The following is a 23,649-nucleotide window of genomic DNA, read 5'->3' as shown; positions in this document are numbered from 1 at the left end:
AGTGGGGAAGTGCAAGTCCCGGTCAGTCGAAGACGAGCACGGGTTTGACGACCTTCCCGGCGCGGGCCGCGGCCACGGCGTCCTCGATGCGGTGGAACGGGTAGCGCTCGACGAGCCGGTCGAAGGGGAAGCGTCCCTGGCGCCACAGTTCGATCAGCCGGGGGACGAGGACGCGCGGCTCCGCGTCCCCCTCGATCACACCGGTCAGGGTGCGGCCCATCAGCAGGTGTCCCTGGTCGATGGTGATCTCGTTCTCCAGGGCCTGGAGGCCGAGCGTCGCGCAGGAACCGGGGGTGCGCAGGGCTTCCAGCGCCTGGCGGACCACCGCTCCGGAGCCGACCGTGTCGACCGTGAAGTCCGCTCCCAGGCCGGCGATCTCCGCGAGGGCCCACCCGAGGTCCTCCACCGAGGCGGGATCGAGGGTGTGCGTGCATCCCAGGGCCTCCGCCGTCCGACGGCGATCGGGGTTGGGGTCGACGCCGACGAGGGGGTCGCAGCCGGTCACGGCAGCTGCCATGACAGCGCTCAGCCCGACCGTGCCGAGCCCGAAGACGACGATGCTCTGTCCGGCCTGTGGGCGCAGGACCCGGAAGACGGTCCCGGCGCCGGTCAGCAGCCCGCAGCCGAGCGGACCGAGCAGGTCGAGGGGCGGGCCGTCCGACCCGGCCGGGACTTTGACGGCGTTGCGGACGCTCGCGACGGCATGCGTGGCGAACGAGGACTGGCCGAACCAACTGCCGTGCACGGGCCGTCCCTTGAGCGTCATGGTCGTGGTGCCGTCCGGCCGGGTGCCGGTGTAGTTCAGGGCGGCGGACAGGACGCAGTAGGCGGGATGGCCCGCCCTGCACTGCGGGCAGGACCGGCACGCGTCGAAGCTCAGCACCACTTGGTCGCCGACGGCCAGAGTGCTCACCTGCGCGCCCACCGCTGCCACGGTCCCGGCGCCTTCGTGCCCGAGGACGTAGGGGGTCGGCAGCGGAACGGTGCCGGCGGCGGCCGTCCAGTCCGTGTGGCACACGCCCACCCCGGCCATCCGGACGAGGATCTCGTCCGCAGCCAACGGGCCGAGCTCCACCGACTCCAGCGAGAAGGGCGCACCGGGCGCGTGCTGCAGGGCGACTGTCGCCTCAACGGCGTCCTGGGACACGGGAGTTCACCGCCCCGTCTTCCGGTCCTTGGCGGCGACCATCTCCCGGTAGAGCGGGAAGACCGGCTTGGCCAGGGGCAGCAGACCTAGCAGCTTGCTCACCGGCCCCCGGGCACGGACCTCCCCCGTGGCGAGACCGACGGCCGCGTTGTACTCGCCGCGCCAGAAGCGGTCGCCGTTGTCGGCGGACATGGTCAGCCGTACGTCCGGGCGAACGTCCGTCGCCCCCTCGATGACGTCGATCCCCTCCGGCAGCATCCGGACCGTGAGGATGGCCGTCGGACGGAAGTAGTCGATGCGGAAGGTGAGATGGGAGGACCGCAGCCGGGGGCCCACGTCAGGGTGGGAGTCCGCCTCGCGGAAGACTCCACCGAGATACCGGTAGACGTCGGACGCGTCGTCGAAGTACGCCATCATTCACCCCTCGTGAGGTAGCGCTCGAATGCCTGGCCGGCGTCCGGCACGAGTGGCCAGTGGACCGCTGACCTGCGGTACTCGGCGAGCGTCAGCCAGCCGCTCCAGGAGATCTCCCGCGCGTCCGGCACCACGGCGCCGGTCAGCACCGCCTCGTGGATCCCGAACCAGTACGGGCCGACGGCGCCCGCGCAGATGAACTTGAACAGGTGCCGCACCGAGGCGTGGACACCGAGTTCCTCGCGCAGCTCACGGCTCGCGGCGTGCGCGTAGCTCTCCCCGGGCCTGACCGCTCCGGCGATCAGCGGCGCGTACTCGCCGGCGAACCACGGCGCGTGCGGCGACCGCCGGTTGACCAGGACCCGCCCCTGGTCGTCCCGGCACACCACACCGGCCACCCGGTGCAGCCAGCCCTCGCGCACGGCGTCGACACGCCGCACGACCCGCAGCACCCGGTCGTCGATGTCGACCTGCTCCACCTGCTCCACCTGCTCCACCTGCACCTGCTCGCACGCATCGGACACCAGCGACCTCACCACTGCCGGATCCCGGGCACGGCAAGGTCCGTCAGCCGCATGAGGGCTTCTCTGGCGACGGGATGGAACGGGGCGGCCGCCAGCACGGTCAGTGCTTCCCTGCGGCGCTCCAGCACCATCCGCCTGACCATGCCCGGCGCTCCCGTCGCGGCGATCAACGCCCGTGCCTCCGCGAGTCCCTGCTCGCTCAGGGAGGGGTCGCCGACCAGCGCGCGCAAGCGTTCCGCCGCCGCGGGCCGGGCATGGCGCAGGGCCAGCGCCAGCACCACCGTGTGCTTGCCCTCCCGCAGATCACACCCGTCCGTGCCCCGTCCGGTGCCGTCCACGACCACGTCCTCCAGGTCGTCGTACATCTGGAAGGCCTCGCCCAGCGGCCGCGCGTAGGCGGCACAGGCGTCGAGGTGCTTCTGATCCGCGCCCGCGAGGGCGGCGCCGATCTGCAGCGGGCGCTCCACGGTGTACTTGGTGGTCTTGTAGTGGATGACGCGCAGCGCGTTCTCCACGCTGCCGCAGTCGTCACCCGAGGCGAGCAGATCGAGGTACTGGCCCAGGACCAACTCGCCGCGCATGCGGTCCAGCAGGCCCCGTACGACCGCTTGTTCCGCCTCGCCGCCCAGGCCTCCCAGCAGTTCGGCCGACCAGACCTCGCACAGGTCGCCGAGCAGGACGGCCGCGCTGTCCCCGAACCAGGCGGCCCGCTCCCGGGGCGCGTGCGTCGCGAAGGCGCGGTGTGCGGTCGGGCGGTCGTGCCGGCGCTCCGACCCGTCGATCAGATCGTCGTGCACGAGGGCGAAGGTGTGGAACAACTCCAGCCCCGCGGCCGCCCGCAGCACCGTCGAGTCGATCGGGGCGTTCGCCACGGAACTCCAGCCGAGGCAGCAGTAGAGCGGTCGTACCCGCTTGCCGCCGCCCCCGAGAAAGTCCCGGAGCACGTCGAACATCTTGCCCAGCAGGGGGCCGTCCGGGCCGCTTTCTTTCTGCCGGAGGAATGCGAAGAGCGCGTCTTCCACGGTGAGTCGGAGTGCGGCCATGTCGAACTGATACGAAGCCGTTGCCGGCGCGACCATGTGACCTCCTGAGTCATCGCGGAATTGAATGTCCGCGGGGTGGTGGCGCAAAACGGGACGGGCCACGAATCGGATAATCGGCAGGCGCACGCCGGTGCGGCATTCCACGCCGCAGGCGGCCGGTGGGTCCATCGAGCGCCCCGTTGACTCGGGGCATGAATACGGGGAGAAACGAGGCATGGAGGGCGAGGGTGCTCGTGGGAGGCTTGTGGTGGAGGTCAGGGATGTGCGTCACTCGTATCGTCGGCGCACGGTCCTACGGGGCGTCGACCTCCACTTGCGCGGTGGAGTCCTCGCGGGAATCGTCGGGGAGAACGGCGCGGGAAAGACCACGTTGCTGAAGATTCTCGCCGGTGAGATTCGGCCCGAGTACGGCACTGTCCACCGCAGCGGCCGTTTCGGTTACTGCCCTCAGCACGCGGTCCTGAATGACGCGCTGACCGTCCGGCAACACCTGCGTCTCTTCGAAAAGGCATTTCGCCTCACCCATCTCCGCCATGCCGAAGAGATCATGAGTGTCCTGGGGTTGACGGCCCATGTCGACGAAAGGGCCGGCGAACTCAGCGGAGGAACCCGGCAGAAACTCAATCTCACCCTGGCCCTCATGCATGACCCCCGAGTGCTGCTGCTGGACGAGCCGTATCAGGGCTTCGACTGGGACACCTATCGCAGGTTCTGGGAGCTCGCCGCGCAGTTGCGGGACACCGGTCGTTCGATCCTCGTCGTCTCTCACCTCGCCTACGACACCGACCGCCTGGACGAGGTGTGGACGCTGAGCGACGGGCTACTGCGGCCGGGGCCGGTGAACGCCCCATGAGGGGACACGTGGCCCTGTTCTGCACCGTCACCCGCTACGCGCTGATCGAACACGCCCGCAACCGGTTCGCCTTGGTCCTGGTCGCCGTCTTCCTGCCGCTGTGGACGTCCCTGACGTATCTGGCGATGCCCGACACGCCCTCGCCGGTGCGGCTGCGGGCCACTGGGCAGTGGCTGACGCCTCCGGGCAACGAACTGACCGCGATCAGCGGGGCGCTCAACGCCGTCACCCTGATCGCCGGGTTCATGATGTTCGCGGCGACCTTCGAGCGCAGCGCTTTCGACCGGCGCCTGGCCTCAGCCGGCTACCCCTGGCCGCACCTCGTCCTCGCCAAGGTGGCCGCTCTCGCCCTGTCCGCGGTAATTGTCTCGGCCTATGCCACCGCGGTCACGTTCCTGCCCCTGTCGCCCAGGCAACCCCTGGCGCTCTTCACCGCACTGTTCTGCGCCGCCCTGACGTACGGCGCCCTGGGCGTGGGGTTCGGCTCCGTGCTCACCCGGGAGGTCGAGGGCATGTTCGCCATCGTGATGACCAGCATCATCGATCTCGCGCTGCAGAACCCCGTCATGAGTTCCGGGGCCGACAGTGGGCTGGTCCGCCTGCTGCCTTCGTACGGAGCCATGCAGACCGCCACCGCCGCGGGCTTCTCCACCACGTTTCCGCTCTGGGACCTGGGGGTTCAACTGACCTGGTTCGCGGGCGCGACCCTCGCCGTCCTGCTCGTCTTCCGCCACCGCGTCCGCGCCGTGCCCCCGGCCGACCCCGGTGGCGAGTTGTCGCCCCCATACCCGTCACGCCTATGACGGGTCACGACAAGGCGGAAGGCGAGTGAGGGCGCCAGGAACCCGTCGTAGGCGGCGGTGGCGTCGCCGGCCACCGCGACGTCGAAGCGGGGCCGTCGAACTTGCCCAGGGAATGACTGATCACGTGACCACGCGTTCCCGAAGGGCTCCGGCTGCGGTCGCCACCACCACGGAGGACGGGATCGACGCCCGCTTCACCGGCCGCTCGGTCACCTTCCGCCCGGGCTCGTCGTCCGCCCAGGTGTCGTCAGTCGAGGTCGGGGAGGGGGCGCCGGGCGACCTCGTGGGCGTCGTCCGCCGGTAGGCCCAGCATGCGCAGGACCATCTCGGCGAGGCTCACCGCGGCCTCGTCGCCGTCCACCTCGGGGCGGGCGAAACGCAGCTCCACCAGGGACAGCAGGGTTCCGCCCAGCGCGGACAGGGCGACCGTCGGGTCGAGGGTGGTGAAACGGCCGGAGGCCATGCCGACCTGGAGATCGCGCAGCGCCCGGCGGGCCAGTCCGTTGTCCGAGTAGATGTGCCCGAGGCCGCGGCGGCGCAGGACCTGCATCAGCTCCGGGTGGGAGTCGGCCATCCGGGCGCTGAGTCGGAAGCCGGCCGCGAGAAGCTCCGCCGGGTCGTCGATTCCGGCCAGGCGCTCGTCGAAGTTCTGGCCGAACTCCTCCAGGGCGTCCACCACAGCCGCCTCGAACAGCGCCGTTTTGGACTCGAAGTGGTTGTAGAAGGAGCCGAAGCCGACGTCGGCGCGCTCGGCGATCGCCTGGATGCTGGCGCTCGTGTCCCCGGTCTCGGCGAGTATCTGCCGGGCCGCTCGTACGAGAGCCCCGCGGGTCTCCGCGCGACGCCGCTCGAACCGGTTGCTGGGCGGGGCTGACGTAGGCATGCGCAGAGTCTAACCGCCGGGGCGATGACGGTCGCAGACCTGATGACTTCATCATTTCCAGCCGCGAACACCTTGACGACGAAACCATCACAGTTGATGATTTCCTCAATACGGCAATGTTGCTCGGAGGGCACCATGTCTGAAAACCGCGTCAACGAGGCCGACGTCATCACGGCCCACCAGGACCTCCACAGCGCGCAGGGCGCCCTGCGCGGCGAACACCCCGGCCGCTCCCGCAACCCGGTGATCAAGGTGGCGGACCTGGCCTGGCTGGAGTTCGAGAAGCCCGACCTGGACCGGGCGGAGGTCTTCGCCCGGGACTTCGGCTTCGGCGTCTCCGCCCGCACCGAGCGGGAGCTGTGGCTGCGCGGCACCTTCGCGGGCTCCCCCTGCATGGTGATCCGGCGCGGTCGTACGTCCCGCTTCATCGGTCCGGCCTTCCGCGCCGCCGAGCGGGCCGACCTGGACCGGCTGGCCCGCGCCACGGGCAGGGACATACGGGACGCCGACGTTCCCGGAGGCGGCAAGGGCGTCGACCTGCTCGACCCCTCCGGCTTCCCCGTGCGGGTCGTGCACTGCGGCGAGCAGCTCCCCGCCCTGCCGGAACAGCAGCCGCTGCTCCTCAACTTCGGCACGGATCACCGTCGTACGAACGCCACGCAGCGTCCGCCGCGCGAGCCCTCCCGCATCCAGAGGCTGGGCCATCTGGTTCTGGAGACCCGCGTGTTCGCCCGCGCCCTGGACTGGTACCTGGACACCCTCGGCATGATCGTGTCCGACTTCCTGTTCCTGGACGGACAGCGCGACCGGGGCCCGACGATGGCGTTCATCCGCTGCGACCTGGGCAGCGTACCGGCCGACCACCACACCCTCGCGATGCACCTGGGCCCGGGCACGGGATACGTCCACTCCGCCTACCAGGTCACCGACCTGGACTCCATCGCCGCCGGCGGCGAGTACCTCAAGGAGCGCGGATACAAGCGCAGTTGGGGCGTCGGCCGGCACATCCACGGCAGCCAGCTCTTCGACTACTGGCGCGACCCGGACCGCTTCATGCTGGAGCACTTCGCCGACGGCGACCTGTTCACCTGCGACGTCGAACCCGGCTGGGCCGCGATGTCCACCAGCGGCCTTGCCCAGCGGGGGCCGCCGGCCACCCGGGACTTCCTGGGCGCGAGCCCGTCCCCGCAGCGGGTCCGCGACGTCATCGAGGCCCTGCGCGGCGACAACGAGATGGACCCGGCACGACTGTTCGGCCTGCTCAAGGCCGCCAACTCCTGACCCCCACCCGCACATCCCCCTCACAAAGGCACTGACATGAGCACCAATGTCCTGCGCACCGCCGACGGCTGGTGGGTCGTCCTGGGCGACCGGGCCGTCCCGGTCGACACCAAGGCCGTGACCACCGCCGAGCTGCTGGCCGACCGGCCGGCTGTCCGCGAGGCCGCCGTCTCCGGTGAACCGGGCACGCCCGTGGCCGAACTGGTCGCGCTCTCGCCGGTCACCACGCCCTGCCGGGTGGTCGCCCAGATGGTCAACTACCGCAGCCACGCCCGGGATTCGGGCTTCACGGGCGACATCCCGCCCGCCTTCTTCCGCAAGGCGTCCGGCTCGGTCAGCGGCCCCGGCGACGCCGTCGTCCGCCCCGCGCACGTGAAGTTCCTCGACTACGAGATCGAGTTGGGCCTCGTCATGGGCGCGTCCCTGCCCGTCGGCACGGTCGTCGAGGAGCGGGACCTGCCGTCGTACGTCGCCGGGCTCGTGATCACCAACGACGTCAGCGCCCGGGAGGTGCAGCTGACCAAGACGCAGTTCTACGAGAGCAAGTCGTACCCCACCTTCACCCCGACCGGGCCGTACCTGGCCCTGCTGGAGCCGGAGGACTTCGCCCATCTCCTCGACCTGCGGCTGAAGCTGAGCGTCAACGGCGAGCTGCGCCAGGACCGCACCCTCGCCGACATGATCGTCCGCCCGGCGCAGGCCCTGACCCTGCTGGCCCGCTTCCAGACCCTCGACCCCGGCGACCTGCTGCTCACCGGAACCCCCGGCGGCACGGCCCTGAAGGCCCCGCCCAAGGCGGTGGAGAAGATCGGCGCGCTGCTGCCGCCCGCCGTGAAGTGGAAGGCGTTCTTCAAGAGCCAGGCGAAGAACCCGCGCTACCTGCATGCGGGTGACGTGATCAGGGCGACGATCGCGACCCCGGACGGCCGGATCGACCTCGGCGAGCAGCGCACGCCCGTCACGGACGCGAAGTAAAGCCCGAGGTGAGCCGCACATGACCATCGATGAAGCCGCACGTGTGCCCGTCGTGATCGTCGGCGCCGGACCGGTGGGCGTGACCGCCGCCCTCCTCCTGGCCCGACACGGAATCCGCAGTCTCGTCCTCGAACGCCACCAGGACGTCTACCCGCTCCCACGCGCCGTCGCCACCGACGACGAGGTGCGCCGGATCCTCCAGGCCGCGGGCGTCGGCGAGGAGTTCACCGCGATCGCCCGCCCGGCGAACGGCCTGCGGCTGCTGGACGCCCGGCACCGGGTGATGGCCGAGTTCCGCCGCACCGGGCACGGCCTGCACGGCTATCCGCAGACCAGCATGTTCGACCAGCCCGAGCTGGAACGCGTACTGCGCGACGCGCTGGCCCGGCGCCCCGAGTGCGAGCTCCGGGGTGGCGTCGAGGTCATCGGCATCGGCCCCGACACCACCGGCCCCGTACGGGTCACCTACCGCGACGGCGACGGTGAGCACGAGGTGTGGGCCGACGCGGTGCTCGGCTGCGACGGCGCGGGCAGCCTCACCCGCGAAGCCATCGGAGCCGTATGGGAAGACCTGCGCTTCGAGGAACACTGGACCGTCATCGACGTCCGCACGACGGCCGATGTCCGTTGCTGGGAGGGCGTCGACCAGGTCTGCGACCCTGACCGGCCGGCCACCTTCATGCGGGTGGGCGAGGACCGCTACCGCTGGGAGTTCCGGCTGCGCGAGGGGGCGGAGCAGCCGGTCCGCGAGCTGGTCGCCCCGTGGCTGCCACCCTCGTACGACGGGGACTTCGAGGTCGTTCGCGAGACGCAGTACACCTTCCGGGCGCGGGTCGCCGACCGATGGTGCCGCGGACGGGTCTTCCTGCTCGGCGACGCCGCCCACCTCACCCCGCCGTTCGTCGGGCAGGGCCTGTGCTCGGGCCTGCGCGACGCCTACAACCTCACCTGGAAGCTCGCCCGCGTCCTCCAACAGGGCGCTCCGGCAGGGCTGTTGGACACCTACGAGAGCGAACGCAAGCCACACGCCCGGCATGTCATCCGGCTCGCGGTCGCCATGGGCTGGGCCATGACCGGCGGCCAGGACGGCGCCGCCGCCCTCCGCCGCAGGGTGCTGGCCGCGGCCTGCCGTATACCTGGCCTGACCGAGCTGGCAGGCCGCGACCTCAGCCCGCCGCTGACCGCCGGACCGCTCGTGCGACGCGGGGTCCGCCGAGGCCTGGCGGCCACGCACTGTCCGCAGCCATGGGTGAACGTCGACGGACGGCGTACCCGTCTCGACGAGCTGCTCGGCGACTCCTTCACCGTCCTGACCGCCACCGAACCCAGCCCCTCACTGACCGCGCTCGCCCACAGCCTCGGCATACGCGCGCTCTGCGTGACCGACCTCGGCGACGACGGCACCCTCGTCGCCTGGCTGCGCGCCGGACGCGCGGACGCCGTACTGCTGCGGCCCGACCGTGTCGTCATGGACGTCGTCCCGGCGGGGGGACGCGGCTTCACGTCGACCGCCGACTGGGCGGCCCTGCTGCACACCACACGAAGCCCTGTTCCTGCCGAACGGCCGTCCCTGAAAAGCCTGTTGAGGAGTACGCCGCGATGAGCACGCCCTTCTTCACACCCGATCCGCAGACGGCGGCCGCCAGTCGCATCGCGGAGTTCGCCCGGCTCCAGGGCATCGACCCGGACGATTACGCCGCCCTGCACCAGTGGTCGGTCACCGACCTGGAGGGCTTCTGGGGCGCGGTGTGGGAGTACTTCGACATCGACGCCGACACCCCCTACGAGCAGGTGCTGGCCGAGGAGAGGATGCCGGGCGCCCGCTGGTTCCCCGGCGCCACCCTCAATTACGCCCACCACGCCCTGCGCAACCTGGCCGACGAGGACGTGGCGATCATCGCCCTCGACGAGACCGGCACCGGGTACGAGGTGACGGGGGAGCGGCTGCGCGCGCTGGTCGCCTCCGTCGCCGCCACCCTGCGCGAGCTGGGCGTCGTCAAGGGCGACCGGGTCGTGGGCTATCTGCCCAACACCCCCCACGCGATCGTCGCGTTCCTGGCCGCAGCGAGCCTGGGCGCCGTGTGGTCGGTGTGCGGGCAGGACTACGCCCCCGAGGCCGCCGCCGACCGGTTCGCCCAGCTCGAACCCACCGTGCTGATCGCCGCCGACGGCTACCTCTTCAACGGCACCACCCACGACCGCCGCGACGCCACCGTCGAACTCGGCCGCTCCCTGCCGACGCTGAAGGCCACCCTGCTGGTGGACCACGTGAGCCTGCCCTGGCCGTCGCAGGCGTACCCGTCGCTGGTCGTCCCATGGGAGGACGCCGCCAACCGCACCGAGGAACTCACCTGCACGCCCGTGCCGTTCGACCACGCGCTGTGGGTGGTGTTCTCCTCCGGCACCACCGGCCTGCCCAAGGGCATCGTCCACGGCCATGGGGGCGTCCTGCTGGAGCACCTCAAGACCCTCGGCCTGCACTCCGACCTCGGCCCCGGCGACCGCCTCCTGTGGTACACGACCACGCACTGGATGATGTGGAACCTGGTCGCCTCTACCCTGCTGACCGGCGCGACGACGTGCACGTACGACGGCAGCCCGGCGCCCTTCGCCACGCTCGACGTCCTGTGGGAACTGGCCGCCCGCCACCGGATCACCGTCTTCGGCACCAGCCCCCAATACCTGCTGGGCATGGCCAAGTTCGGCATCGACCCGTCCGGCCATGACCTGTCGTCGGTCCGCGTGGTCGGCTGCACGGGATCCGCCCTGCCGGCGTCCGCCTACCCGTGGGTCCGCGACCATGTGGGGGAACGGGTGCTGCTGGCCTCCATCAGCGGCGGCACGGACGTGGTGTCGGGCTTCGCGGGCAGCGCGCCCAACACCCCGGTCTGGGCCGGGGAGTTGTCGGCACCGCACCTGGGGGTGGCGCTGGCCGCCTACGACGCCGAGGGCCTGCCGGTGGTGGACCGGGTCGGCGAGCTGGTCGTCACCCGACCCATGCCGTCGATGCCGCTGTCCTTCTGGAACGACCCCGACGGCAGCCGCTACCGCGACGCCTACTTCTCTCACTGTCCCGGCGTCTGGCGGCACGGCGACTGGATCACCCTCACGGGCCACGGCTCGGTGATCGTCCACGGCCGCTCCGACAGCACGCTCAACCGCAACGGCGTCCGGCTCGGCAGCGCCGACATCCACGACGTCGTCGAACGCCTCCCCGAGATCACCGAGGCCCTGGTCATCGGCGCGGAGGAACCCGACGGCGGCTACTGGATGCCGCTGTTCGTGGCCCCCGCGGCAGGGGTGACGCTGGACGACGCCCTGCGCGAGAGGATCAAGGAGGCCATCCGCACCGGCGCCTCGCCCCGCCACGTCCCCGACGAGATCCTCGAAGTCCCCGGCATCCCGCACACCCGCACCGGCAAGAAACTGGAGGTCCCGGTCAAGCGCCTGCTCCAGGGCGCCCCGGTCGAGCAGGTCGTGAATCCGGCCGCTGTGGACGCCCCCGAACTCATCGCCTACTACGCCGACTTGGGCGAGGAGCGCCGCAAGGGCAGGAGCACCGCATGAGAACAGTGCTCGCCGTCGCCCTGTCCCTCGTCTTCCTTCCCCTGGGCCTGGCGAAGATCGCCGCGGTGCCGTCGATGCGCCAGGCGGCAGCCCACCTCGGCATGTCACCGGGCCTCTACCGCGTCGTCGGCGCACTGGAGGTGGCCGGGGCCGCCGGTCTGCTGCTGGGACGGGTGTCGCTCCCGCTCGGCGTGGCCGCCGCGACGGGACTGGCGTTGCTGATGGCCGCGGCGGCGGTGGTCCACCTGCGCCACGGCGACCCGCCGCCCCGGGCGCTCCCAGCGGCCGTACTGGCCCTGATCGCCGTGACGTACGCGGCAATGGCGGTGGCCGCCGGCTGACGTACGTCCTGTACGGGCCGGACAGGGCAGCCCTTTGTGAGGGTGGCGGCTGCCCTTCCCCGGCTCCCCGCGGGCCGCCGTCGCAGACCGGCCTCCCCTTCCCCTCGGGGCCGGTGTGGCCCGCGTCGGCGTCCGCCTGCGAGACGACCGGCTCGACAGGCCCCGGACGTAAGGCCGAGGGCGTCGAACCAGGCGTCGGGGTAGCGGGCGTGGTCGTCGATGGAGTGGGCGAGGTCGGGCTTGCCGGAGTCGCCCCTGCCGATGAGGTCCGGGGCCAGCAGGCGCCGGCCGGCGGGCGGCGCGGCCACACCCGCCAAGATGTTCCGCCCTACAGCGCCATGTGACATAGTACTGGCGTGACCGAGCGACTGACCTGCGACGTCGTGGTTGTCGGAGCGGGAATGGTGGGCGCGGCCTGCGCCCTGTACGCGGCCCGGGCGGGTCTGGACGTCGCCGTGGTGGACCGTGGCCCGGTGGCCGGCGGCACCACCGGTGCCGGTGAGGGGAACATCCTGGTCTCCGACAAGGAGCCCGGCCCCGAGCTCGAACTCGCCCTGCTGTCCGTCGCCTTGTGGGCGGAGCTGGCCGCCGAGCCGGGCCTGGGGACGGCGTTCGAGTACGAGCCCAAGGGTGGGGTCGTCGTGGCGTCCGCGCCGGAAGGTCTGGCCGCGCTGGAGCGGTTCGCCGCCGGGCAACGTGCCGCCGGCGTCGAGGCGATCACCGTCCCCGCCGGTCAACTCACCGACCTCGAACCGCACTTGGCCCCCGGCCTCGCGGGCGGCATCCACTACCCCCAGGACGCCCAGGTCATGCCCACCCTGGCCGCCGCCCATCTCGTACGGGCCTCCGGGGCCCGGCTGTTCACCGGCCGGACCGTGACGGAGGTGCTGCGCACCCGGACCGGTGCCGTACGCGGCGTGCGGACCGACCGGGGCGACGTCCACGCCCCGGCGGTGGTGAACGCCGCCGGGACCTGGGGCGGTCACCTGGCCGCGCTCGCCGGAGTCGGCCTCCCGGTCCTCCCCCGCCGCGGCTTCGTGCTCGTCACGGAACCACTGCCGCCGATGGTGCGGCACAAGGTGTACGCCGCCGACTACGTGGCCGACGTGGCCAGCGACTCGGCGGCGCTCCAGACCTCCCCCGTGGTCGAGGGCACGGCCGCGGGACCCGTGCTGATCGGCGCGAGCCGCGAACGGGTCGGCTTCGACCGGTCGTTCTCGCTCCCCGTCGTACGGGCGCTGGCGGCGGGCGCGACCCGGTTGTTCCCGTTCCTGGAGGAGGTGCGCGCGATGCGGACGTACGTCGGCTTCCGGCCGTACATGCCGGACCATCTGCCCGCGATCGGGCCGGACCCCCGGGTGCCGGGCCTGTTCCACGCCTGCGGGCACGAGGGCGCCGGGATCGGACTCGCCACCGGTACCGGACAGCTGATCGCCCAGGTGCTCGCCGGAGGGACGCCCGTTCTGGATCTCGCGCCGTTCCGCCCGGACCGGTTCGCGGAGTGCGAGGGGGACGCGGCATGAATCCGCTGGAGTTGGCGCGTGCGGAGCCGGGGCCGGCTTTCACCGTCACCCTCGACGGGCGTGAGCTGGAGGCGCTGCCGGGGCAGACGGTCGCGGCCACGCTCTGGGCCGCCGGGGTGACGTCCTGGCGCACCACCCGGGGCGCGGGGCGACCACGCGGGATCTTCTGCGGCATCGGTGTCTGCTTCGACTGCCTCGTCACCGTCAACGACCGCCCCAATCAACGGGCTTGCCTGGTCCCGGTCCGACCGGGCGACGCGATCCGCACCCAGGAGGGCACCGGCCATGAGCACTGAACCCGGGCCGCCCCGTCTGACGATCGTCGGCGCCGGCCCCGCGGGGCTCGCCGCCGCGCTGGCGGCGGCCCGACGAGGCGTACGGGTCACCGTGGTCGATGCCGCGCGGGCAGCGGGCGGCCAGTTCTACCGGCAGCCCTCGGCCGGGCTCGGCGCGCGGCGCCCGCAGGCCCTGCACCATCAGTGGCGCACCTGGCGGCGACTGCGCGACGGCCTCGCGCACGAGGTCGCCGCCGGACGCGTCACCCACCTCCCGGACCACCATGTGTGGTGCGTGGAGCGGCACGTGGACGGCCCCGCGCGCTTCACCGTCCACGCGCTGCTCGGGCCCGACCGGGAGAAGCCCGTCGAGGTGCGCGCGGACGCCGTCCTGCTCGCGACCGGCGGCTACGAGAAGGTGCTGCCCTTCCCCGGCTGGACCCTGCCGGGCGTGGTCACCGCCGGGGGCGCACAGGCCATGCTGAAGGGCACGCTCGCGGTGTCGGCCCGTACGGCGGTCGTCGCCGGGACCGGCCCGCTGCTGCTGCCGGTGGCGACGGGGCTCGCGGCGGCGGGCGTCACGGTCGCCGCGCTGGTGGAGTCCGCGCGTCCCGGGGCCCTGGTGCGGCGGGCCGGGGCGCTGACCCGCCGGGCGGACAAGCTCGCCGAAGGGGCCTGGTACGCGGCGGAGTTGCTGCGCCACCGGGTACGGACCCTCGTACGCCACACCGTCGTCGAGGCGCACGGAGAGGACCGGCTGGAGGCCGTGACCGTCGCCGAACTCGACACGGAGGGGCGGGTCCGGCCCGGCACCGGGCGGCGTATCCCCTGCGACACGCTCGCCGTCGGCCACGGCCTGCTGCCGCACACCGATCTCGCCGAGGCGCTCGGCTGCCGGATCGACTCCACCGGAGCGCGCGCGTGGGGGGACGAGAAGCAGCGCACCGATGTGGCGGGCGTATGGGTGGACGAGGAGCAGCGCACCGATGTGCCGGGCGTCTGGGCGGCGGGCGAGACCACCGGGGTCGGCGGCGCGGCCCTCTCCCTCGCCGAGGGCCACATCGCCGGCCGGTCCGTCGCCGCCCGTCTGCGCGGCCGGGTGCCGGACCCGGACGAGTGGGCGCGGGCCGCCAAGTCCCGTGCGGAACTGCGGCAGTTCTTCGGTGTCCTCGACGCCGTGTACGTCCCACCGGCGCACTGGACCGAGCAGGTCACGGACGACACGGTCGTCTGCCGGTGCGAGGAGGTCACCGCCGGAGCCGTCCGCGAGGCCGTCGGGGAGCTGGGCGCCGGGGACCTCCGGACCGTCAAGCTCCTCACCCGTGCCGGGATGGGCTGGTGCCAGGGCCGGATGTGCGGGCCGGCGGTCGCGGGCATCACCGGATGCGACCAGGCCGTGGCCCGGCGTCCGTTCGCCCAGCCGGTCCCCCTCGGCGTGCTGGCGCGGGCGGGCGGGACCGGAGAGGGCCCCGACATCGACGCCGACGCAGACGCCGACGCGCCACCCTGAGCCCCGCACCCACACATCCGGACCCACACCCACATCCACAACTCGCACCCAAACCACCAGTGATATGTCACACCTCATGGAGAGGGCGTCCCACACATGGCCACCACCGAGAACCGTCCCTGGCGCGGCGTCCTCGTCGCCACCGCGCTCCCCCTGCGCGACGATCTCTCCGTCGACCACGACGCGTACGCCGAGCACTGCGCCTGGCTCGTCGAGAACGGCTGCGACGGTGTCGTACCGAACGGCTCGCTCGGCGAGTACCAGGTGCTGACGCCCGAGGAGCGCGCCGCGGTCGTCGAGACCGCCGTGGCCGCGATCGGTGGCGCGCGGGTGATGCCGGGGGTCGCGGCCTACGGTTCGGCCGAGTCCCGGCGCTGGGCCGAGCAGGCGCGGGACGCGGGCTGTGCGGCGGTGATGCTGCTGCCGCCGAACGCGTACCGCGCCGACGAACGGTCCGTGCTGGCGCACTACGCCGAGGTGGCGAAGGCGGGCGTCCCGGTCGTGGCGTACAACAACCCGATCGACACCAAGGTAGACCTCGTCCCCGAACTGCTCGCCAAGCTGCACGGCGAGGGGTACATCCGGGCCGTGAAGGAGTTCTCCGGCGATGTCCGCCGGGCCTACCAGCTCGCCGAACTCGCCCCGGAGCTGGACCTGTTGATCGGCGCGGACGACGTCCTGCTGGAGCTGGCGCTGGCGGGCGCGAAGGGCTGGGTGGCGGGCTATCCGAACGCGCTGCCCGCCGCGACGGTGGAGCTGTACCACGCGGCGGTGGACGGTGACCTCACCACCGCCAAGCACCTCTACGCGCAACTGCACCCGCTGCTGCGCTGGGACTCCAAGGTCGAGTTCGTGCAGGCGATCAAGTTGTCGATGGACATCGTGGGCCGGCACGGAGGACGCTGCCGTCCGCCGCGTGTGGACCTGCTGCCGGAGCAGGAGGCCGTGATCCGGGCGGCCACCGAGAAGGCCGTCGCGGCGGGGCTCGCGTAACCCACAGCAGAGAGGTAGGGCCGGTCATGCGCAGCAAGCTCGTCCTGCACGCCGTCGACTCGCACACCGAGGGGATGCCCACCCGGGTGATCACCGGCGGGATCGGCACGATCCCGGGCGCGACGATGAACGAACGCCGGCTGTGGTTCCGTGAACACCGCGACGACGTCAAGCAGTTGCTGATGAACGAGCCGCGCGGGCACGCGGCGATGAGCGGCGCGATCCTCCAGCCGCCGACCCGCCCCGACTGCGACTGGGGCGTGGTCTACATCGAGGTCTCCGGCTATCTGCCGATGTGCGGCCACGGCACGATCGGGGTGGCGACCGTGCTCGTGGAGACCGGCATGGTCGAGGTGGTCGAACCGGTCACCACCATCCGCCTAGACACCCCGGCGGGCCTCGTCGTGGCCGAGGTGGCGGTGCAGGACGGCGCGGCGAAGGCCGTCACCCTGCGGAACGTGCCGTCGTTCTCCGTCGGCCTCGACCGCAAAGCCACGCTGGCCGACGGCCGGACGGTGACCTACGACCTCGCGTACGGCGGGAACTTCTACGCGATCCTGCCGCTGGAGCAGTTCGGGCTGCCCTTCGACCGCGACCGCAAGGACGACATCCTGCGGGCGGGCCTCGACCTGATGGAGGCCATCAACGCGGAGGGGGAGCCCGTGCATCCGGAGGACCCGTCGATCCACGGCGTCCACCACGTCCACCTTTACGCCCCCGGGGCCACCGCCCGGCACTCGCGGCACGCGATGGCCATCCACCCCGGCTGGTTCGACCGGTCCCCCTGCGGGACAGGCACCAGCGCGCGCATGGCCCAGCTCCACGCGCGCGGTGAACTCCCGCTGCACACCGAGTTCGTGAACGAGTCCTTCATCGGCACCCGCTTCACCGGCAGACTGCTCGGCGAGACCGAGGTGGCCGGCGTCCCGGCCGTGCTCCCCAGCTTCACCGGCCGCGCCTGGATCACCGGCACGGCACAGTACCTGCTCGACCCGTCCGACCCGTTTCCCTCCGGGTTCGTCCTCTAGGAGTGGCCCGATGGCCCTGTCAGCCCCTGCCGCCGGCCCCGCCCTGCCCGTGCTCGGCGGCAAGAAGAGCAGCTACCGCGAGCGGGTCGCCGACGCGTTGCGGGCCGCGCTGATCGCCGGTGAGCTGCGGCCGGGCGAGGTGTACTCCGCGCCCGCGCTCGCCGGCCGCTTCGGTGTCTCGGCGACGCCGGTGCGCGAGGCCATGCTGGATCTGGCCAAGGAGGGACTGGTCGACACCGTGCCCAACAAGGGGTTCCGGGTCACCGCCGTCACGGAGAAGCAGCTCGACGAGTACACCCATGTCCGCTCGCTCATCGAGATCCCGACCACGGTCGGCCTGGCCCGGTCCGCCGACCCGGTCTCCCTGGAGGCGCTGCGGCCCGCCGCCCGGGAGATCGTCGCCGCCGCGGCCGCCGGTGACCTCATCGCGTACGTCGAGGCCGACACCCGCTTCCATCTCGGTCTGCTCGCCCTCGCGGGCAATACGCACCTCGTGGAGGTCGTCGGTGACCTGCGCAAACGCGCCCGTCTCTACGGTCTGACCGCCCTCGCCGAGTCGGGCCGGCTGCCGGCCTCGGCACAGGAGCACCTGGAACTCCTGGACGCGCTGCTCGCCCGCGACGAGGAGGCCGTACGCGCGGTGATGACCCGCCACCTCGGTCATGTGCGCGGAATGTGGGCCGCGCACGACTGATCGTCCACGCCGCGCATGGGACGGAGCGACGGGGGCATCTCTGACAGGTGTGATCGGAGCGACGCGCGCTCCGCCTGACGTTGAAAGTATGATCGGCCAATGTCTGACATGACCGAAACCACGCCCGGCTGGCTGCCGTCCGACGAGCTCGAGTCGGCGCGCGCCCGGATGCCGATCCTGTACGTCGAGGCGGTGCCCGTGCGCGTCGACGACAGCGGCGAAGTCACCAGCATCGGGCTGCTGCTGCGCATCGGCCCGGACGGGACGGTCAGCCGCAATCTGGTCTCCGGCCGCGTGATGCACCACGAGCGGGTGCGCGACGCGCTTCTGCGGCACCTGGAGAAGGACCTCGGGCCGGTGGCGCTGCCCCGCGTCCCGTCCGCGCTCCAGCCCTTCACCGTCGCGGAGTACTTCCCGACCCAGGGCATCACCCCGTTCCACGACCCGCGTCAGCACGCGGTGTCCCTCGCCTACATCGTCCCCGTGGCCGGCGACTGCCGTCCCCGCCAGGACGCGCTCGACCTGGTGTGGTTCAGCCCCCAGGAAGCGGCGTCGGCCTCCGTGCAGAGCGAGATGCCGGGCGGCCAGGGAGTCCTGCTGAAGCAGGCCCTGGCGCATGTGGGCTGTCTGTCCTAGCGGGGCGGGACGGAGCGGCCGGGCTCAGGTTTTCCGGGTGAGGTACGTGTCGTGCGCGTTCCCGCTGAGCCTCGCCGCGGCGGGGGCCGCCAGTTCGGTCGCCGTGGCGCGGGCCACGGCCGCGCGGCCCGCTTCTCCGAGGGCGTCGGCAAGGCGGGCCTGCCCGAGCCAGTTGTAGGGGCTGTGGGGGCTCAGGCCGGCGCGTTCGCCGAGCAGGCGACGGGCCAGGCCGTCCCGGCGTGCGCGGAGGGCCGCCTCCAGCAGGGTCCGCTGGACCGCGTCCCGCTGGGCGTGGCTGCCACCGAAGGTGTGCAGCCGGCGGCGGATCGGCCACAGCAGGTCCACCACCGTCGCGTAGTCCGCACGGGCGAACGCCACCAGCGCCTCGCAGACGGGCAGTCCGATCTCGGCGGTCATCACGCGGTTGGTGTGGGGCCGCCCGCCTTCCCGGGCCGTCCGCAGCCAGCGCCGCCGGTCGGCCACGAACGCGTCCGCCGTGTCCAGCCGCCCCGCGCCCGCGAAGGCCATGACGGCGTGCACGTCGTTGAAGGCGTAGAACGGCGGGTCCTCGCGTGCGGCCCACGCGTCCGCCAGGGCCCGCCAACGGGCCTGCTGGTCCGAGCCGTCCAGGAGGAACCGCCACAACAGCGAGGCGGCGTCGAGGAGTTCCATGACGAACCCGGACGACTCCTCGTGGTGCAGTACGGCGTCGTAGATCCGCAGGGCCGTGGCGGTGTCGCCCGCCTCCAGCGCGTAGAGGGCGTAGTGCCACCAGCTGTGCACGGTCAGCAGGCTGCCGCTCGCCCAGTCGTCGAGGCGCGCGTCGAGGAAGCCGAGCCCCTCGGCGAACCGGCCCTGCATCTCGTGTACATGGACGACGGCGTGGATGGCCCAGATGTCACGGGGGTTCCGCTCGACGGCGGCGCGGGCCACCTCCTGGGCCCGGTCGTAGTGACCCGACTCCTCCAGGCCGAACGCGTACATGCCCAGCAGCGGCCCGCGGTGGGGGTCGTCCGGGTCCCACGCCGGGAGGGCTCCGCCGATGCGGTCCCGCAGCCGTGTGGCGTCCCCGGTGAAGAAGTCGAGCTGATGGCCCACCGCCAGGGCGAGCGGATCACGCGGGCACTCCACGACCAGATCCTCCAGGATCCGGCCGGCCCGCCCCAGATCGCCGCCGAGCCAGGCCTCCGCCGCCGCCATGTGCATGCGCTCCCGCCGGGGCAGCGCCGCATGGTCCAGCCCCGCGCTGAAGGCCAGGAACCCACGGCCCGCCTCCTCGGCGTCCCGCGCCTCGGTACCCAGCACCCCCAGATACGCCGCGAACGCCTGGGCCAGCGGCGACCGCGGACACGCGGCCACGGCGTCCGCGACGGCGGTCGGGAACTCCGGTCGGAAGAACAACAGCCCCTCCACGGCCCGGTCCAGGTGCGCCGCTCCCTCGGCGGTGCACTCGTACAGGCGGTTGCCGTACCGGTCGGTCACCATGGCAGCTCATCTCCGGCGCGTGTCGGGTGTCGTAGGCCGGCCCCGGGTCGTCGGCCATGACGCCGCGGACCGGCCCGAGTCCCCATCCAACCGACCGCCCCACGGCCAAGTCCACCGATCACCCCCGACGCGCCCCCCGGTCACCACCGCGCGCAGCAGCCACGTCCCGCGCGCCGGCGCCTCCCTCCGCCGACCGGGGTCCGGTACGTTTCCAGCAGTGCGCCGACCTCGGCGACGGGGCCACGGACCGGTGACCTGGCCCCCTGCTCTGCTCTGTTCTGCTCCATTCCGCTCCGCTCCGGAAGGACAGCCATGCATCCGAGACACTCGACTCCGTCCGACGCCTCCGACTCCTCCGACTTTTCAAGCGCCTCAAGCTTTTCGGATCCCTGCCACTCCCCTGATTCCGTCGGCGCATTACGTCGGCGGAGCCTGCTGGGGGCTCTCGGCGCCGTCGCCGTGACCGGGGCCCTTTCGCACCCGGCCGCGGCCGCCGGTTCCGCGCGCGCCGGCTCCGCCCGGTCCGCCGCCTACGTCCTGCGGTCGCGGCAGGCCTGGGGCGCGGACGAGAGCCTGCGCTTCGGTCCGGACGGCAGGGAGACCTGGCCTGCCGACTACCACCCGGTGCAGACGCTGTCCGTGCACCACACCGGCAGCGCGAACGGCGAGGCCGACCCCGCGGCCCGGGTCCGCGCGATCTACCGTGACCAGGCGGTCGGTCAGGGCTGGGGCGACATCGGCTACCACTATCTGATCGACGCGGCCGGACTGGTCTACGAGGGACGCTGGTCCGGCAGCGACGGGGACCCCGCACACGACGCGGCGGGACGGCTGGTCACCGCCGCTCACATCGTCACGTACAACACCGGGAACGTCGGGATCGCCCTGCTGGGGACGTTCACCACCAGCGCGCCCACGTCCGCCGCGCGTGGCGCGCTCGTCCAACTGCTGGCGGAACTCGCCACCCGGCACGCCATCGACCCCCTCCAGGGGAACGTGGCCTACGTCAACCCGGTCAACGGCGCCGTCTGGAACGGCCCCGCCATCTCCGGCCACCGCGACTGGGCGGCCACCGCCTGTCCCGGCGGCGTACTGCACGCCCAACTACCGGCGATCCGCGCGGACGTGGCGGCCCTGACGAGGTGACGCGGCGGGCCTGACGGGGTGACGCGGCCGTCGTGCTCGCACGAGCGCGTCGGCTCGACGGGGGACACGGCGGCCGCGCCCCACACGCACCGGTACGCCGTCGGCGCGCAACCGGTACGCCGTCGGCGCGCTGCCCATACGCCGTCGAGACGCCACCGGTACGCCTGTACGCCGTCGGCACGCCACCGGCGCCACGCCCCCGGGCAACGGTCGAAGAGACGCTCACCGCACGGTGATCACCGCCTTTCCCCGGGCGTGGCCCCGCTCCACGTGGCGTACGCCCTCGGCCGTGTCCGCCAGGGGGTAGGTCCGGTCGACGACCGGGGTGAGTGCGCCGGTGCCGATGAGCGCGGTGACGGCGAGCAGGTCGTCGTGGGTCGGTCCGGACGGGGGCGAGGGCAGGATGGGGCGGAGCCGCTGACGGGTGAACAGGTCGGCCGCGCCCAGTCGCGCCATGGAGCCCATCGCCCCGAACACCCGGCCGGGCGAGCCACCGCCGTTGGCCACCAGGGTCCCCGCCGGCGTGAGCGCCCGGCGCAGTCGCCCCAGCGGGTGGTTGCCCACGTTGTCCAGGATGACGTCGTACCGCGTGGGCCCGCCGGTGAAGTCCTCGCGGGCGTAGTCGACGGCGTGCGCGGCGCCCAGTGAGCGCACGAGATCGAGGTTGCGCGCGCTGCACACACCGGTCACCTCGGCCCCCAGGGCCACGGCGATCTGTACGGCGAACGTGCCGACGCCCCCGCCCGCGCCGTTGACCAGCACCCGCTGCCCGGCCCGCACCCGCCCGACGGTCCGGATGCCGCGCAGGGCGGTCACCGCCCCCAACGGCACGGCCGCGGCCTGCTCGAACGTGAGGTGCGCGGGCTTGCGCACCAGCAGATCCGCGGTGGTGCGCGCGAATTCGGCGAAGGAGCCCGAACAGAAGCCCATGACCTCGTCACCGGGCCGGAGCCCCCGCACCGTGGCGCCGACGGCCTCGACCTCGCCTGCCGCGTCGGTCCCGGCCACCCGGGCCTTCGGCCGGGTCAGCCCCACGACCCCCGACAGCCGCGCCACGTAGGGGTCGCCGCGCATCATGTGCCAGTCGTACGGGTTGAGCGCGGCGGCGCGGATCCGTACCAGCACGTCGTCGGCTCCGATCTCCGGACGGTCGATGTCCGCCAGCCGCAGGATGTCCGGCGGCCCGAACCGCTCCTGAACGATCGCCTTCATCGGTCTCCCCCTTGCTCCCCCGGGCAGGTGTACGGCGTACACCTTCTTCAAGGCAAGCTAGGTGTACGCCGTACACCCGTCAAGGGTTCAGGCGGTCGTACGACGGATCAGGGCGCGCCGAGGAGCCGTTCCAGGCCGTCCAGCGTCAGGTCCAGGGCGAACTCGAACTCGAACTGGTCGTCACAGCCGGAGCCCACGATCGAATCACGGTCGTGGGCGACCGCCATGGCCAGCGCGGTGATGTGGGGGTAGCGCGCGGCCATCTCCTCGGGCGACAGGGCGTCCGGGTCGGGCTCACGGCCGGAGGAGTCCTCGAACAGCTCCTGCGAGAAGCCCAGCAGACGGCTTCCCATGACATGCATCGCGTGATGCGTCAGGTCGAGCGAGAAGCCCCCGGCCCGGAAGATCCCGATCATCGAGTCCAGGTACTCCATGACCACGGGCGTCGGGGTGGTCCGTGCCTTGATCCGCGACTCGATGACCTCGGGCGCCCACGGGTGACGCAGGAGCATACGGCGGGCCGAGAGGACCCGTCCTCGAATGGCGGCCTTCCAGCCGACGCCGGCGACCGGCGGATCGATCTCGCCGACGAGGACGTCGATCATGCCGTCCAGCAACTCGCTCTTGTTCGCCACGTGTTTGTAGAGCGCCATGGGCACGACGCCGAGCGCCTGCGCGATCTTGCGCATGCTCAGCGCGTCGACTCCACCCTCGTCGGCCAGGGCGACGGCGGTGTCCAGAACACGCCCTCTACTCAAGGGTGTTCGCGGCTGCCCGGCGGAACCCGCCCGCTTACTCGTCTCCACGATCCCCTCTCGTACGGCCGAGGTCGCCACCCGAAGCGAACTGGCCGGCCGCCCGTCGCCGACGGTACAGCGTGCCGCGACGCCGACCGAAGTCGCACCGGAACGCACCGGCACGCACCCCACATGACATCAACGGATGATCGCACCATGGGATCCGGTGGCCGAATCTGCTCACTCTGCGGCGGGATTACTACCGACGCTTATCGGACGACTTCACCCATTTCCGATTCCTTCCGAGAACCCCTCGCATCCGAGCGGTGAACACCCTTAGTATCTGAACGAACACTGTCGGTGACTGTCCGGCGGCGGTCGCAGGGGGGCGGCATGCGCGGGCAGTGATCGAGGACGCCGGTCCCGTCGTGACCGCGCCTCACTTCCCGCCCTCGCGCACAGCCGCACACTCCGACAGCGCAAACCGACCCGGACCACTGTGCCCTCGCTCCTCCGCTTCGGCTGCCCCGGCTCCGCCCGCACGGATCCGGGAGCGCGGCCACCGTCCCCATGCCCGTG

General features: G+C 72.2%; 23 protein-coding genes. 15 read left to right on the top strand and 8 right to left on the bottom strand.

All coding sequences use genetic code 11. From position 1 onward, the window contains the following. Positions 1-22 precede the first annotated feature (22 nt). The 4 genes from L3078_RS39310 to L3078_RS39295 are packed head-to-tail and all read right to left on the bottom strand — an operon-like array spanning position 23 to position 3,128. Positions 23-1,147, bottom strand: a complete 1,125-nt coding sequence (locus tag L3078_RS39310) for an NAD(P)-dependent alcohol dehydrogenase (RefSeq protein WP_239758995.1) — start codon at positions 1,145-1,147, stop codon at positions 23-25. A gap of 6 nt (positions 1,148-1,153) precedes the next feature. After that, positions 1,154-1,564, bottom strand: coding sequence for a hypothetical protein (locus L3078_RS39305; protein WP_239758994.1), 411 nt, complete (start codon positions 1,562-1,564; stop codon positions 1,154-1,156). Then, on the bottom strand, positions 1,561-2,085 hold the full coding sequence (locus tag L3078_RS39300) for an NUDIX domain-containing protein (protein ID WP_239758993.1): 525 nt from the start codon (positions 2,083-2,085) through the stop codon (positions 1,561-1,563). Before L3078_RS39300 ends, L3078_RS39305 begins: the two co-directional genes overlap by 4 nt. A gap of 8 nt (positions 2,086-2,093) precedes the next feature. Continuing rightward, complete coding sequence (locus tag L3078_RS39295) at positions 2,094-3,128, bottom strand: polyprenyl synthetase family protein (RefSeq protein ID WP_239758992.1); 1,035 nt, start codon at positions 3,126-3,128, stop codon at positions 2,094-2,096. Positions 3,129-3,375: 247 nt separating this feature from the next. On the opposite strand from L3078_RS39295, the gene L3078_RS39290 reads away from it, so the two are divergent. Together L3078_RS39290 and L3078_RS39285 are read left to right on the top strand one after the other, a co-directional pair. After that, entirely contained in the window at positions 3,376-3,981 is a 606-nt protein-coding gene (locus L3078_RS39290) for an ATP-binding cassette domain-containing protein (RefSeq protein WP_239760664.1), read from the top strand. Beyond that, positions 3,978-4,784, top strand: coding sequence for an ABC transporter permease (locus tag L3078_RS39285; protein ID WP_239758991.1), 807 nt, complete (start codon positions 3,978-3,980; stop codon positions 4,782-4,784). Before L3078_RS39290 ends, L3078_RS39285 begins: the two co-directional genes overlap by 4 nt. A gap of 247 nt (positions 4,785-5,031) precedes the next feature. On the opposite strand, the gene L3078_RS39280 is transcribed toward L3078_RS39285, so the two are convergent. Continuing rightward, complete coding sequence (locus L3078_RS39280) at positions 5,032-5,667, bottom strand: TetR/AcrR family transcriptional regulator (RefSeq protein WP_239758990.1); 636 nt, start codon at positions 5,665-5,667, stop codon at positions 5,032-5,034. A 135-nt stretch (positions 5,668-5,802) separates the two neighbouring features. On the opposite strand from L3078_RS39280, the gene L3078_RS39275 reads away from it, so the two are divergent. The 12 genes from L3078_RS39275 to L3078_RS39215 all read left to right on the top strand — a co-directional run bounded on the left by L3078_RS39275 (position 5,803) and on the right by L3078_RS39215 (position 18,490). Continuing rightward, positions 5,803-6,948, top strand: a complete 1,146-nt coding sequence (locus L3078_RS39275; RefSeq protein WP_239758989.1) for a VOC family protein — start codon at positions 5,803-5,805, stop codon at positions 6,946-6,948. A 36-nt stretch (positions 6,949-6,984) separates the two neighbouring features. Continuing rightward, complete coding sequence (locus L3078_RS39270; RefSeq protein ID WP_239758987.1) at positions 6,985-7,923, top strand: fumarylacetoacetate hydrolase family protein; 939 nt, start codon at positions 6,985-6,987, stop codon at positions 7,921-7,923. Between the two features lie 19 nt (positions 7,924-7,942). Continuing rightward, positions 7,943-9,526, top strand: coding sequence for a bifunctional 3-(3-hydroxy-phenyl)propionate/3-hydroxycinnamic acid hydroxylase MhpA (mhpA, locus tag L3078_RS39265; RefSeq protein WP_239758985.1), 1,584 nt, complete (start codon positions 7,943-7,945; stop codon positions 9,524-9,526). Next, positions 9,523-11,490 carry an acetoacetate--CoA ligase gene (locus tag L3078_RS39260; RefSeq protein ID WP_239758984.1) on the top strand — a complete coding sequence of 656 codons (1,968 nt, stop codon included), beginning with the start codon at positions 9,523-9,525 and terminating at the stop codon, positions 11,488-11,490. The genes mhpA and L3078_RS39260 overlap by 4 nt, the downstream gene beginning before the upstream one ends. After that, positions 11,487-11,831 (top strand): DoxX family protein, encoded by a 345-nt coding sequence (locus L3078_RS39255; protein WP_239758982.1) that lies wholly within the window; start codon positions 11,487-11,489, stop codon positions 11,829-11,831. The genes L3078_RS39260 and L3078_RS39255 overlap by 4 nt, the downstream gene beginning before the upstream one ends. A gap of 356 nt (positions 11,832-12,187) precedes the next feature. Then, a complete protein-coding gene (locus L3078_RS39245; protein ID WP_239758980.1) occupies positions 12,188-13,354 on the top strand; it encodes an NAD(P)/FAD-dependent oxidoreductase in 1,167 nt (388 codons plus the stop codon). Further along, positions 13,351-13,650, top strand: a complete 300-nt coding sequence (locus tag L3078_RS39240; RefSeq protein WP_239758978.1) for a (2Fe-2S)-binding protein — start codon at positions 13,351-13,353, stop codon at positions 13,648-13,650. Before L3078_RS39245 ends, L3078_RS39240 begins: the two co-directional genes overlap by 4 nt. Continuing rightward, complete coding sequence (locus L3078_RS39235) at positions 13,640-15,139, top strand: FAD/NAD(P)-dependent oxidoreductase (protein WP_239758976.1); 1,500 nt, start codon at positions 13,640-13,642, stop codon at positions 15,137-15,139. The genes L3078_RS39240 and L3078_RS39235 overlap by 11 nt, the downstream gene beginning before the upstream one ends. A 96-nt stretch (positions 15,140-15,235) precedes the next feature. Then, complete coding sequence (locus L3078_RS39230) at positions 15,236-16,132, top strand: dihydrodipicolinate synthase family protein (RefSeq protein ID WP_239758975.1); 897 nt, start codon at positions 15,236-15,238, stop codon at positions 16,130-16,132. Positions 16,133-16,158: 26 nt separating this feature from the next. Further along, complete coding sequence (locus L3078_RS39225; protein ID WP_239758973.1) at positions 16,159-17,160, top strand: proline racemase family protein; 1,002 nt, start codon at positions 16,159-16,161, stop codon at positions 17,158-17,160. A gap of 10 nt (positions 17,161-17,170) precedes the next feature. Continuing rightward, a complete protein-coding gene (locus L3078_RS39220) occupies positions 17,171-17,854 on the top strand; it encodes a GntR family transcriptional regulator (RefSeq protein WP_239758971.1) in 684 nt (227 codons plus the stop codon). A 108-nt stretch (positions 17,855-17,962) separates the two neighbouring features. Continuing rightward, on the top strand, positions 17,963-18,490 hold the full coding sequence (locus L3078_RS39215) for an NUDIX hydrolase family protein (RefSeq protein WP_239760663.1): 528 nt from the start codon (positions 17,963-17,965) through the stop codon (positions 18,488-18,490). 24 nt (positions 18,491-18,514) lie between these two features. Here the strand turns inward: L3078_RS39215 and L3078_RS39210 are convergent, their stop codons facing one another. Next, positions 18,515-19,975, bottom strand: coding sequence for a tetratricopeptide repeat protein (locus tag L3078_RS39210; protein WP_239758969.1), 1,461 nt, complete (start codon positions 19,973-19,975; stop codon positions 18,515-18,517). Positions 19,976-20,434: 459 nt separating this feature from the next. Between L3078_RS39210 and L3078_RS39205 the strand changes: the two genes are divergently transcribed. After that, positions 20,435-21,121, top strand: coding sequence for a peptidoglycan recognition protein family protein (locus L3078_RS39205; protein ID WP_239758968.1), 687 nt, complete (start codon positions 20,435-20,437; stop codon positions 21,119-21,121). 222 nt (positions 21,122-21,343) lie between these two features. Here L3078_RS39205 and L3078_RS39200 read toward each other — a convergent pair whose 3' ends face one another. After that, on the bottom strand, positions 21,344-22,333 hold the full coding sequence (locus L3078_RS39200; RefSeq protein WP_239758966.1) for an NAD(P)-dependent alcohol dehydrogenase: 990 nt from the start codon (positions 22,331-22,333) through the stop codon (positions 21,344-21,346). Between the two features lie 107 nt (positions 22,334-22,440). Continuing rightward, positions 22,441-23,091 carry a TetR/AcrR family transcriptional regulator C-terminal domain-containing protein gene (locus L3078_RS39195; protein WP_275593204.1) on the bottom strand — a complete coding sequence of 217 codons (651 nt, stop codon included), beginning with the start codon at positions 23,089-23,091 and terminating at the stop codon, positions 22,441-22,443. Positions 23,092-23,649 lie beyond the last annotated feature (558 nt).

It is taken from the genome of Streptomyces deccanensis (genome assembly GCF_022385335.1).
GTDB classification, from domain to species: Bacteria; Actinomycetota; Actinomycetes; order Streptomycetales; family Streptomycetaceae; genus Streptomyces; species Streptomyces deccanensis.
Note: the sequence above shows the minus strand (reverse complement) of the source record. Positions and strands in the feature narration are given on the sequence as shown.

Coding starts and splice junctions, on each gene's coding strand:
- L3078_RS39275 (WP_239758989.1), top strand. CDS start 5,803: ATGTCTGAAAACCGCGTCAACGAGGCCGACGTCATCACGGCCCACCAG.
- L3078_RS39230 (WP_239758975.1), top strand. CDS start 15,236: ATGGCCACCACCGAGAACCGTCCCTGGCGCGGCGTCCTCGTCGCCACC.
- L3078_RS39200 (WP_239758966.1), bottom strand. CDS start 22,333: ATGAAGGCGATCGTTCAGGAGCGGTTCGGGCCGCCGGACATCCTGCGG.
- mhpA (WP_239758985.1), top strand. CDS start 7,943: ATGACCATCGATGAAGCCGCACGTGTGCCCGTCGTGATCGTCGGCGCC.
- L3078_RS39210 (WP_239758969.1), bottom strand. CDS start 19,975: ATGGTGACCGACCGGTACGGCAACCGCCTGTACGAGTGCACCGCCGAG.
- L3078_RS39240 (WP_239758978.1), top strand. CDS start 13,351: ATGAATCCGCTGGAGTTGGCGCGTGCGGAGCCGGGGCCGGCTTTCACC.
- L3078_RS39260 (WP_239758984.1), top strand. CDS start 9,523: ATGAGCACGCCCTTCTTCACACCCGATCCGCAGACGGCGGCCGCCAGT.
- L3078_RS39255 (WP_239758982.1), top strand. CDS start 11,487: ATGAGAACAGTGCTCGCCGTCGCCCTGTCCCTCGTCTTCCTTCCCCTG.
- L3078_RS39220 (WP_239758971.1), top strand. CDS start 17,171: ATGGCCCTGTCAGCCCCTGCCGCCGGCCCCGCCCTGCCCGTGCTCGGC.
- L3078_RS39280 (WP_239758990.1), bottom strand. CDS start 5,667: ATGCCTACGTCAGCCCCGCCCAGCAACCGGTTCGAGCGGCGTCGCGCG.
- L3078_RS39225 (WP_239758973.1), top strand. CDS start 16,159: ATGCGCAGCAAGCTCGTCCTGCACGCCGTCGACTCGCACACCGAGGGG.
- L3078_RS39295 (WP_239758992.1), bottom strand. CDS start 3,128: ATGGCCGCACTCCGACTCACCGTGGAAGACGCGCTCTTCGCATTCCTC.
- L3078_RS39235 (WP_239758976.1), top strand. CDS start 13,640: ATGAGCACTGAACCCGGGCCGCCCCGTCTGACGATCGTCGGCGCCGGC.
- L3078_RS39215 (WP_239760663.1), top strand. CDS start 17,963: ATGACCGAAACCACGCCCGGCTGGCTGCCGTCCGACGAGCTCGAGTCG.
- L3078_RS39305 (WP_239758994.1), bottom strand. CDS start 1,564: ATGATGGCGTACTTCGACGACGCGTCCGACGTCTACCGGTATCTCGGT.
- L3078_RS39285 (WP_239758991.1), top strand. CDS start 3,978: ATGAGGGGACACGTGGCCCTGTTCTGCACCGTCACCCGCTACGCGCTG.
- L3078_RS39270 (WP_239758987.1), top strand. CDS start 6,985: ATGAGCACCAATGTCCTGCGCACCGCCGACGGCTGGTGGGTCGTCCTG.